Source organism: Streptococcus mitis, from assembly GCF_009496205.1.
Taxonomy (GTDB): Bacteria; Bacillota; Bacilli; order Lactobacillales; family Streptococcaceae; genus Streptococcus; species Streptococcus mitis_BN.
In genome coordinates, this window is the sequence record NZ_WIJO01000064.1 from 1 (window position 1) to 9769 (window position 9769).

14 protein-coding genes and 3 pseudogenes are annotated in these 9769 nt (G+C 41.2%); 2 read left to right on the plus strand and 15 right to left on the minus strand.

The window, feature by feature from the left end; translation table 11 throughout:
* The 11 genes and pseudogenes from GEZ85_RS08950 to GEZ85_RS09000 form a co-directional block, all read right to left on the minus strand.
* Window positions 1–71, minus strand: a pseudogene (locus GEZ85_RS08950) (transposase); the annotation flags it as partial.
* Window positions 72–179: 108 nt separating this feature from the next.
* On the minus strand, window positions 180–422 hold the full coding sequence (yidD, locus tag GEZ85_RS08955) for a membrane protein insertion efficiency factor YidD (RefSeq protein ID WP_153210084.1): 243 nt from the start codon (window positions 420–422) through the stop codon (window positions 180–182).
* Window positions 422–1144 (minus strand): pseudouridine synthase, encoded by a 723-nt coding sequence (locus GEZ85_RS08960; protein ID WP_001222230.1) that lies wholly within the window; start codon window positions 1142–1144, stop codon window positions 422–424. Before GEZ85_RS08960 ends, yidD begins: the two co-directional genes overlap by 1 nt.
* On the minus strand, window positions 1131–1700 hold the full coding sequence (gene scpB / locus GEZ85_RS08965; protein WP_153210085.1) for an SMC-Scp complex subunit ScpB: 570 nt from the start codon (window positions 1698–1700) through the stop codon (window positions 1131–1133). Before scpB ends, GEZ85_RS08960 begins: the two co-directional genes overlap by 14 nt.
* 18 nt (window positions 1701–1718) lie before the next feature.
* On the minus strand, window positions 1719–2447 hold the full coding sequence (locus tag GEZ85_RS08970) for a segregation/condensation protein A (RefSeq protein WP_153210086.1): 729 nt from the start codon (window positions 2445–2447) through the stop codon (window positions 1719–1721).
* Window positions 2447–3181 (minus strand): site-specific tyrosine recombinase XerD, encoded by a 735-nt coding sequence (gene xerD / locus GEZ85_RS08975; protein ID WP_322741449.1) that lies wholly within the window; start codon window positions 3179–3181, stop codon window positions 2447–2449. The genes GEZ85_RS08970 and xerD overlap by 1 nt, the downstream gene beginning before the upstream one ends.
* Window positions 3178–3639, minus strand: a complete 462-nt coding sequence (gene cbpB / locus GEZ85_RS08980; protein WP_153210088.1) for a cyclic-di-AMP-binding protein CbpB — start codon at window positions 3637–3639, stop codon at window positions 3178–3180. Before cbpB ends, xerD begins: the two co-directional genes overlap by 4 nt.
* Complete coding sequence (locus tag GEZ85_RS08985; protein ID WP_001118952.1) at window positions 3636–4157, minus strand: metallophosphoesterase; 522 nt, start codon at window positions 4155–4157, stop codon at window positions 3636–3638. The genes cbpB and GEZ85_RS08985 overlap by 4 nt, the downstream gene beginning before the upstream one ends.
* Window positions 4133–5104 carry a nucleoside-triphosphate diphosphatase gene (locus tag GEZ85_RS08990; protein WP_125454630.1) on the minus strand — a complete coding sequence of 324 codons (972 nt, stop codon included), beginning with the start codon at window positions 5102–5104 and terminating at the stop codon, window positions 4133–4135. Before GEZ85_RS08990 ends, GEZ85_RS08985 begins: the two co-directional genes overlap by 25 nt.
* Window positions 5101–5895 (minus strand): glutamate racemase, encoded by a 795-nt coding sequence (gene racE, locus GEZ85_RS08995; protein ID WP_049543738.1) that lies wholly within the window; start codon window positions 5893–5895, stop codon window positions 5101–5103. The genes GEZ85_RS08990 and racE overlap by 4 nt, the downstream gene beginning before the upstream one ends.
* A 199-nt stretch (window positions 5896–6094) precedes the next feature.
* A complete protein-coding gene (locus GEZ85_RS09000; RefSeq protein ID WP_000364990.1) occupies window positions 6095–6343 on the minus strand; it encodes a YneF family protein in 249 nt (82 codons plus the stop codon).
* A 341-nt stretch (window positions 6344–6684) separates the two neighbouring features.
* Here GEZ85_RS09000 and GEZ85_RS09005 point away from each other — a divergent pair.
* Window positions 6685–7116 (plus strand): annotated as a pseudogene (locus GEZ85_RS09005) (YSIRK-type signal peptide-containing protein); the annotation flags it as partial.
* A 92-nt stretch (window positions 7117–7208) separates the two neighbouring features.
* Window positions 7209–7280: pseudogene (locus GEZ85_RS10625) on the plus strand (hypothetical protein); the annotation flags it as partial.
* A 160-nt stretch (window positions 7281–7440) separates the two neighbouring features.
* On the opposite strand, the gene GEZ85_RS09015 reads toward GEZ85_RS10625, so the two are convergent.
* From GEZ85_RS09015 to GEZ85_RS09030, 4 genes are read right to left on the minus strand one after another with little or no spacing between them, the layout of a single operon-like run.
* Window positions 7441–7923 carry a DUF5085 family protein gene (locus tag GEZ85_RS09015; protein ID WP_153210090.1) on the minus strand — a complete coding sequence of 161 codons (483 nt, stop codon included), beginning with the start codon at window positions 7921–7923 and terminating at the stop codon, window positions 7441–7443.
* 1 nt (window position 7924) lies between these two features.
* Window positions 7925–8353: a hypothetical protein gene (locus GEZ85_RS09020; protein ID WP_038804217.1), complete on the minus strand. Its 429-nt coding sequence runs from the start codon at window positions 8351–8353 to the stop codon at window positions 7925–7927.
* Window positions 8346–9074 carry an oligosaccharide translocation protein RFT1 gene (locus GEZ85_RS09025; RefSeq protein ID WP_153210091.1) on the minus strand — a complete coding sequence of 243 codons (729 nt, stop codon included), beginning with the start codon at window positions 9072–9074 and terminating at the stop codon, window positions 8346–8348. Before GEZ85_RS09025 ends, GEZ85_RS09020 begins: the two co-directional genes overlap by 8 nt.
* A gap of 30 nt (window positions 9075–9104) precedes the next feature.
* Window positions 9105–9551 (minus strand): hypothetical protein, encoded by a 447-nt coding sequence (locus GEZ85_RS09030; RefSeq protein WP_194251550.1) that lies wholly within the window; start codon window positions 9549–9551, stop codon window positions 9105–9107.
* Window positions 9552–9769: the final 218 nt, after the last annotated feature.

Consider the following 9769-nt stretch of genomic DNA (forward strand, 5'->3'; position numbering starts at 1 on the left):
AGCTTCTCTAAGCTATATCCTTGTTTTCTAAGTTCATAGATCTGAACTTTATCATCATAAGTTAATTTCATGATAAAAACACCCCAAAAGTTAGATTTTTTCTGTCTAACTTTTGGGGGGCAGTTCACTCAAACCTGATAGGATGCGTTTTTATCATTTTGAAATCTGTTTATCCGGCCTCATTTCCCTTCTTGATTTCGTTTGAGAGAAAAGTGGTCCGGGACGGGGTCCTTGCCTGTTTTCGACCAGGGATGACAACGTAAAATCCGAGCCAAGCCCATCAAGACACCCTTGAAGCCATGTTTTTCAATAGCCTGAATCATATAGTTTGAACAGGTAGGCTCAAAGCGACAAGAGGGTGGAAAGGCTGGTGAGATAAACCGTTGGTAAAAGCGCACAGGCGCTATTAAAATTCGTTTCATTATTTCTTGGTTACAGCCATGGTATGTAGTTGACTGATTTCTTTTTTATTAAGACGACGGGATTCTCCTGGACGGAGTCCTGTCAAGTCTAGATGTCCAAAACGGGTCCGTGACAACTTGTCCACTTGAAGACCGACAGCTTCAAACATCTTTTTAACCTGGTGGTTACGCCCTTCATGGATAGTCAACTGCACCACAGAGCGGTTTTTGACTGGATCCACTTTGAGAATCTCATAGACAGCAGGCTTGGTTTTCTTGCCATCAATCTCAAGACCACGCGTCAAAGGGCGGAGGTTTTCTTTGTTGGCCACACCTTTAACACGCGCAACATAAACCTTGTCAATCTCATTACGCGGGTGAATCATCTCGTCTGTAAAGTCACCATCATTGGTCAAAATCAAGACTCCTGATGTATCCCAGTCCAAACGACCTACAGGGTAGATGCGCTCCTTCACGTTGGGCAAGAGGTCGACAACCGTCTTGCGGCCCTTGTCATCTGTCACACTGGAAATGACACCGCGTGGTTTGTTAAGCAGATAATAGACCTTTTCTTCGTTGTAGATAGGTTGACCTTCAACTTCGACCTTGTCGCCTGACTTGATGGTGGTTGCTAGTTCACGTACCACTTGGCCGTTAACCGTCACCAAACCTTGCTTGATCAGCTCTTCTGCTTTTCTCCTACTGGCCACACCTGCGTGGGCAATATACTTATTGATTCTCATCTTCTTCTATCCTTTCACCAAATAATTGGCTTTCTTGGGCTTGAATCTCAAGCTCATCAATCACTGGTAATTCTTCCAAATGGTTTATTCCCATGTAATCTAGGAAATAATCCGTTGTCACATAGAGGTTGGGGCGCCCCAACACTTCTTTTTTCCCGTCTTCTTTGATTAGGTCAAAAGCCTGCAACTTTGCCAAGGTTCCACTCGAGTTGACCCCACGGATGGCATCAATTTCTATCCGCGTAATCGGCTGCTTATAGGCAATGATGGACAAGGTCTCAAGGGCAGCCCGAGATAAACTCTGGTTGATAGGTGCCTTAGAGTATTCCTTCAAAATCTCTGCAAATTGAGGCTTGGTCACCAATCTATAAGCCCCACCAGTCTCAATCAGAGCCAAACTGGAATCTGGGTCCTTTTCATACTTCTGGGCTAATTTTTCTAAACTCTGTTGGATACCTGTCGGTGGCAGAGAGAGGAGTTCAGCTAACTGGCGGACTCTAATCCCATCTTCACCCGCTATAAACAAGAGCGCTTCTATTTTTGCTACAGTACTCATCTTTCCTCTCTATCAAGTCTAGCTTTGGGCCACTTGACTTTCTTCCTTCTTTTCCATGAGATAGATATCTCCGAAACTTTCCTCTTGCACAAGAATCAGCTCCTGGGTTTTGATTAACTCTAGGGTTGCCAAAAAGAGGGTAATGACCTCTTGCACATTCTGGGCTTCCTTAAACAAATCCTGCAAGCGCAATTGATCTCGTCCAGTCAAGGACTCTTTCACGATAACCATCATGTCCTCAATCTTATACTCATCCCGCAAGATAGTCGTGTGATTCTGTGCAAACTCCTCTTTTTTCTTGGCTAGGATATTTGAAAAAGCCAAAAAGAGGTCAATGGTCGTCTTGTCATGCACAAGCTCCGCATCTTCGTAAATCAACTCTGTCGGCGCTTTGGAATAGTGCTGGGCCCGTTCTTGGTGCTTGGCTTCCAAATTCTCACCCAAGAGCTTGAACTTGCGGTATTCTTCGATTTGGGAAAGAAGATCCTGCTCTAGATCATCCTCCAAGTCTGTCACTTCTGCCACCTTTGGCAAGAGCTTGCGGCTCTTGATCAGCATGAGCTGACTGGCCATAACCATGTACTCACCCGTCACTTCCAGACGCATGGCCTGCAGGGTTGAGACATAAGCTAGATACTGTTCGATGACTTCTGTAATAGGCACATCGTAGATATCCATCTGGTACTTAGAAACCAGGTGCAAGAGCAAGTCCAGGGGCCCTTCAAAATCTTTTAATTTAATATCCATTATCTATATTTTTCTAAGGTCAGGACTGTTTTTAATCCTAATTTTTTTGCAATTTCGTACAAATCGACCTTGTTTTCAATTTGTCGTAGAATGAACTGTTCCCGCAAGGCTTGGGCTGATAAGGCTGGAAAACCTTTCTCCTTGACAAAAGCTTCTAACTGACGAAAGGCCCACTGACGGGAATAAGCTTTCCCTCCCCTTTCAAAGAGATAGGTCTGCCCCATCAAGGGTTCCAATTCTGAAAGCAAGGTCGTGGGAATGGTGACAATCCTCTGTTGGGAAGCCTTCTTGATTCGCAACACCTGAAAGTCCAGATTAACGTCCGCAACCTTAAGGGCTAAAATCTCACTTGGCAAGAGCCCCATTTCCAAGATAAGTAGAGCTAGTAAACGCCCCTCTGGAACGTCGCTTTCCTGCCAAAAAGAGTCTAGATCTAAAATTTCTGGTTTTTCGGTTTTCTTTTCAGCTTGTTTGGCTAATTCCAAGTGGTAAAAGCTATCCACTTCTCCTTTTTGATAGAGAAAGTAGAGAAATTGGTTACAGGCCGAAATCTTTCGCTTCTGGGCGCTGATTTTTAGATTGGCTAGTTGGGCTTGGTAAATCTTGAGACTGGTCTCAGAGATCCGCTCACCTACAATGTCTAAAAATTGCTCCAAATCATACTTATAGGACTGCTTGGAATTGGCTGACAGCCCCTGCTTTTCCTCTAAAAAGGATGAAATCCTGTCTCTCATTTGCATCGAATCTCATATTCCTTACTAAAGTCATGCAAGAGGGCATTGACTGCCTTGAGGATAGATTTGCGCGTAATAATCCCTTGGAAAATCCCCTCTGCGTCCACAACCGGTAAGAAAGACTCATCTACCAGCTTGTGCAAGACCTCCGTAATAGTAAAATCAGGCGAAACAACCGCTACGTCCCTTTTCGTCATATGAACGATATCCGTATCCGCCATGATTTCTGGGCTCAAGTCATGCTCCATCTGATAAGCCATAATATCTCTGAGCCCAATAGTCCCAACAAACTGCTTTTCATCTGTCACAACGGGAACACGGGTATAGGTCATCTGACTGAGCAAGAGGGTCGCATGATCCGCATTATGGGTATCAATCAACACAGCTAGATTTTCAGCAGGAGTCAAAAAAGTTTCCTCTTGGTCTAGCAAGAAAGTCTCAAACTCCTTGGCAATCATCGGCTAAACTCCTTAGACAAGCCTGGATACACCTCGTGGTCTCGTGTCAAAAAGTCCACTTTGAAGTAACTGTCATCAATCTCCACACGAGCATAGAGACATTCTCTGATGGTCCCACGTGGTTGACTGATGGAACCAGGATTTAGAAAGAGGGTCTTGCCTTCCATCCAAGCACTTGGCACATGTAAGTGACCATAAAGACAGATATCGGCCTCTTCTTCCTGAGCCCAGTAGTCCAACTTTTGAAAGTTGAAATTGATGTCAAATAGGTGACCATGAGTTTGGATAATCTTGGTCGAACCAAGCTCAGTCACCAAACGTTCTGGGTAGCCTGCATAGAAGTCCATATTCCCTTTAACAACACGGATTCCCTCCCAAAGTGGAGAATCGGGACGCAATTCAGAATCTCCGTTATGAAAAACGGCGTCAACTTTGCCCACATAGCGATCACGGATTTCTTCCACAATCAAGCTATCGCCATGAGAATCGCTCATTACAATGATGGTTTGCTTTGCCATGATGGAAATACCTCCAAAAGTTTCTTAACGGCTAAGGCACGGTGAGATTGGCTATTTTTTTCTTCAAGGGTTAATTCAGCTGAGGACTTGCCTGTCTCTCCTACAAGGAAGAGAGGGTCATAGCCAAAGCCATTTTCACCCTTAGGTTCAAAGTTAATGTAGCCAGGCCAGTCTGCTTCAACAACCAAGCTTTCCTTGTTTGGACTGGCTACGACTAGGGTTGTATGGAATTGAGCCGAGCGGTCCTTGAGTTCAAAGACCATGGCCAATTCGTGCAAGAGTTTGGCATTGTTTTCACGGTCAGTAGCTCCCACTCCTGCGAAACGAGCTGACCAGACACCTGGCAAGCCACCAAGGACATCGACTTTGAGACCTGAGTCATCTGCCAAAACCATCTTGCCCGTTAATTGGGAAATGGTTTCTGCCTTGAGACGGGCATTTTCTTCGAAGGTCATGCCTGTTTCTGCTACTTCAGGCAAGTCAGGATAGTCATTGAGATTTTCCACATCGTAGCCTAGCTTGTCAAAGATAGCTCGGAATTCCTTGGTCTTGCCCTCGTTACGAGTCGCAATCAATAAGGTTTCTCTGACCTTGCTTGTCTCAAAGAAATCATGAACATTGACCCCTTCTTTAGGCAATGCTACATGCAGGAGTTGCGCATTTTCAATCAAGAGAAAAGCTCCCTGACGTTGGATGACTTCCAGATTTCGTCCCATTTCTTGGTTGAGGATATCTACCACAAAAGACAATAAACGGTAGAGAGAACCATAGCGTAAAACAATCACAGAAATAGGAAAACCTTGTTCCTCATCTCGAAATCTTTGGGCAAACTCAAATAGAGGAAAATCCAAGTCTTCATCAGTCAATGTCCGGACACCACCAAAAATACTATATGAGCCGACATACCAGTCCTGGTCATCCTTGTATTCATAAATTTTATTTGTCATAATTCTACATGCTCCACATGAATCTCTTTTTCAAGCCATTCTTCACCAATTTGTGCAAAACTTTGGCTGCTGGCTGTTGTGTAAAAACGGTGATTAAGTGGTCCAGCATCGCGACCACGATTGATTTCAAAATAATTGAGTAAGACTGAGATGTCTCGTACGCACTCTGCCCCACTATCGATGAGCTGAACCTTGGGCCCCATGACATTTTGAATAATAGGTCTGAGGAGTGGATAGTGGGTACAGCCCAAAATCAGGCTATCCACCTTTCCAACCAAGGGACGCAGGGTTTCATAGACCACTTTCTTGGTGACACTGGTTGACAGGGCGCCAGACTCAACCAAAGGGGCAAACTTGGGACAAGCCAAACTCTCCACCTGTAAATCCGGATCCAGATCGTTAATTTTCTGACGATAGATGTCTGATTGTACCGTCATGGGCGTTCCAATGACTCCGATTTTCCCACCTTGGCTGGACTTGATGGCTGCCGAAGCTCCTGGCAAAATCACACCTAGGACGGGAATGTCTAGTTGAGCCTTAATTTCTTCCCAGACGACCGCAGTCGCAGTGTTACAAGCAATGACAATCATTTTGACATCCTTGGTCAAGAGAAAATTGACCAGCTGCCAAGTATATTCACGAATTTGCTCAGCAGGACGGGGACCATAGGGCGCCCGCGCCGAATCTCCAATATAGACGATTTCTTCATGGGGAAGCTGGCGCATGAGCTCCCGCACAACGGTCAAACCCCCGACACCCGAATCCAAAAAACCAATTGGTCGATTATCCATACAGTCTTCTTTCTAGTCTTTTTTCTGATTGATAGTTCATTATAATTACTTGTCTTTAAGAACTGAAGGACAGCTTCAACAACTACTATCTCTCTTAATCATAATCAAATATCAATAGAATGCAAGGAAAAAATCTCATCCCTAAACCATAGCCAACATAGTGAGAAGTCTGGAACTTTCATCCCAGACTTTTCCTTATTCATTTTTTCTTTTTATTGTTAGCAAGGGCTGCTTTTTGTTGGCGGATGATTTGGTGGTAAACTTGTTGTACCTTAGCTTCGCTTGGTTTTTGACCATTTGCACTCAAAAGAGTACGAACCGCTTCAGCATTCAAACGTGGGTTGTCAGCGAACTCTTTTTCAATTTGCTTACGAACCAAGTACATTCCTCCAAGAGCTCCTCCTAGAAAAGCTAGCACAATCAATACAATTGCTAATAGTAAATCCATTATTTTTCTCCTGTTTCTTTTTGAGTCTCTTTCATTATACCACAAAATAGCCACCCTGACCAGTTTGTTTTACGCTTTCAGGGATGGGGAGACTGTAATTAAAGTTGGCTTATTGTTCTAGTCAAAACTAGAAAGAATATAAAAAATACACTCTCTCACCATTCGTTTCCTCCACTTTTTTAATACAAAACAATATCAAATATATATCCTCCTTAAATCCCCTTGACAATACCTCGTTAGCTCTTAAAATTAGAGTAACAACACAATATAGAAACAAGAAAGTTCGCTTTTAAAAAAAAAAAAAAAAATGAAATCGCTTTCAATTAATAAAGGAAGTTTCTATGGAAAAAATTTGGAGGGAGAAATCCTGTCGCTACAGTATTCGAAAGCTAACAGTCGGCACAGCCTCTGTTTTGCTTGGAGCGGTTTTTCTAGCTAGTCATACCGTCTCTGCTGATACTATTGAAGTACAGCAAAACGAGCCTGCATTAGAGAAAACTACAGTTAAGACAGACACTATAACAAAAGCAAGTGAATCAACTGAGCATACACAGCCAAACGTGCCAATTGATCATACAAAACCAGTTCTAGCTAATAATAGTTCTTCTGAAAGTAAACCCGCTAATGCTGATGTTACTTCTGCTACAACTAATCAAGCCAGTACTGAAGCTATTGTAAAACCTAATGAAAATAAGGAAACCGAAAAACAAGAACTACCTGTGACAGAACAAAGCAACTATCAGCTAAACTATGATCGACCAACAGCTCTAAGCAAGTTTCATCTAGTCCAGACCTTGTTCAATCGGCAAATCATTCTCCTAAAGAACAACTTCCAGCTACTGGTGAAACATCCAATCCACTACTATTCTTATCAGGATTGAGTCTAGTACTAACAGCAACTTTTCTACTTAAGAGTAAGAAGGATGAGTCCAACTAACTTTTAAGCACACAAAAACCAGGATGAAGCTTATCTTCATCCTGGTTTTTGATTAAAATCAAACATGTTTATCTTAGATGCTAAAAAGGAAACATCAGAACATCGGATTCATCTGTCAAATTCTGCCTATTCTTATCCGAATGCGTTAGCTCTCCGTATATTATCCTCGATCCCTTTTTTCTCGAATCCCTACCATGATATCTGTATATAAAACATCATTTATCTTGCTTGAAATATAAAATACGGGTGTAGATTCTTCTAAGTCATTATCAAGCAATAATTTGGTTAGCAAGTATATAGCCTTATCAAAGTCAACAGCTTCCTCTCCAGTAACTCTTACTCCTGCCATTCGAGGAACCAAAAAATAACTGTTATAGGCTGTCCCCTCCATTATCTCTTCTTTTCCTAGATAAGCCTCATGAACGGGAAGATAGACTGTGATGTTGTATGTTCCATCTTCCAATTCTCCGATATGGGGGCATGAGTAAAAGGGATTGCTTTTAGGTGTATATCCTGCCGCTACAGCTGTTTGAATCATATCTTGAAAGGCTACTGCAATCTCATCACCGACAATATTATAGTTCACACTCAAGACATTACTCATCATTAAGGATTGATTCATACCATATGTAATTTCTGCCATTTTACTTCTCCACTGGGATAATCAAATCCACAAACAAATCATCATAAACAGGTATCAAGACTAGGTATAACTTATCTTGCAACTCCCAACCATGATCACGAATATAAGCTTTCATCTCCTCAATTGTTTCATCCAAGCTACCATCAAATAGAACCCGCTTGCTAATTCCTTCTATATCTAGAGATGCCTGATAATCCAGTTGACTTGTTGGCTCTGCTTCAGATATAACTGGAATATAGACTCCCACATCTTGCTTTTCTTCGTTAAATTGAGTTGGAGTCATCTCAAAAATGGTTGGGCCATCTTTATAAATACCATCAGTATAGGGAAGGAGTTCTGTATGAACAAATAACTCCAATAGTTCGTCCGCTTGAATCTGGACCTGGTCTGTCATCAAATGGCTCATATGTAGTTGTATTTCTTTAATCATCTTTAGTTACCTTTCTACTAAACCTATCTCTGTCAAATTCTCTATTTGAAATCATATCTGGGTTTACTTTTATATGCTTGATTGAAGTCTCTTCCTCAACATCATGACGGTGTTGGTAGGCATAGATAATTATAAACCATGTAGCATAAAACAAATGTCCAAAGGTCATCGAAAGCAAGGATAAACCCCACCCCCAAAAATATTCATATCCAAACATCGCTAAAAATATACAGACACACGATATAATAAGCGGAGGAGCGAATACAAAGTTAAGCATAACTTTGCTGGCTTTCTGCGAGATAACTTCTTCAGAGTCCAAATCGACCAAGCAGCTCATGACGACTATTACAATAATGGATTGGATAAGAGGGAGGGATAGCTTTAATCCAATAAAATTATGGTCCCCACTCATAGCACTAAAACCAATAATGATATAAATATGACCAGTCAGATACATGAGATAGGTTCCAAAACTGGTTAAAATCCCTCGCTTAAGATCTAGTAAAAATACTAGATTTAAAACCCAAATAACAATCCCTGTAATAAGCAATGTTTGATACAAAGAGGGATTGTTGAGCACCTCTAATCCTCCTGCCATAAACATAAAAAAGGCTATAGGATACAAAATAAAAATCCCATTTAATACCCCCCAAAGAGGAACCGGTCCCTTTATTCTACTTCTTTGAAATTCAAATGTTTTTTTAATTCGTTCCAGTATCATTTAAACCATCCTCTCATGCCTTTTAAAACTTTACTTTTTAAACCTATCTCTGTCAAATTCTCTGTTTGAAATCATATCTGGGTTTACTTTTATATGCTTGATTGGTCTTGTTTCCTCAATATCATGACGATGTTGGTAGGCATAGATAATATAAAACCATGTTCGGTACAAATAAGGCCCAAAAATCATGAAGAATAAAGACATTCCCCATCCCCAAAAATATTCATATCCAATTATCGCTAAAAAAACACAAATAAAAGATAAAATCATAGGAGGACCAAATACAAGATTATAGAAATTTTTGGAGGCCTTTTCTGATAAAATTTCTTCAGAGTCTAAGTCAACCATCAAACTCATAACAATATTCATAATAATGGAAAAGATTAGAGGAAGGAAAATTTTTAAACCAAGAAAACTATGGTCGCCACTCATAGTGCTAAAGCCAATAATGGCATAAAAATGACCAGTTAGATACATGAGATAGGTTCCAAAACTGGTTAATATCCCTCGCTTAAGATCCAAAAGAAAAACTAGATTTAATACCCAAACAATAATTCCTGTAATAATCGGCTCTTTGTCAACTGTAGTGGGTTGAAGAAAAGCTAATATCTAGAAAGGACAAATTTCGTCCTTTCTTTTTTGATATTCAGAGCGATAAAAATCCGTTTTTTGAAGTTTTCAAAGTTCCGAAATCC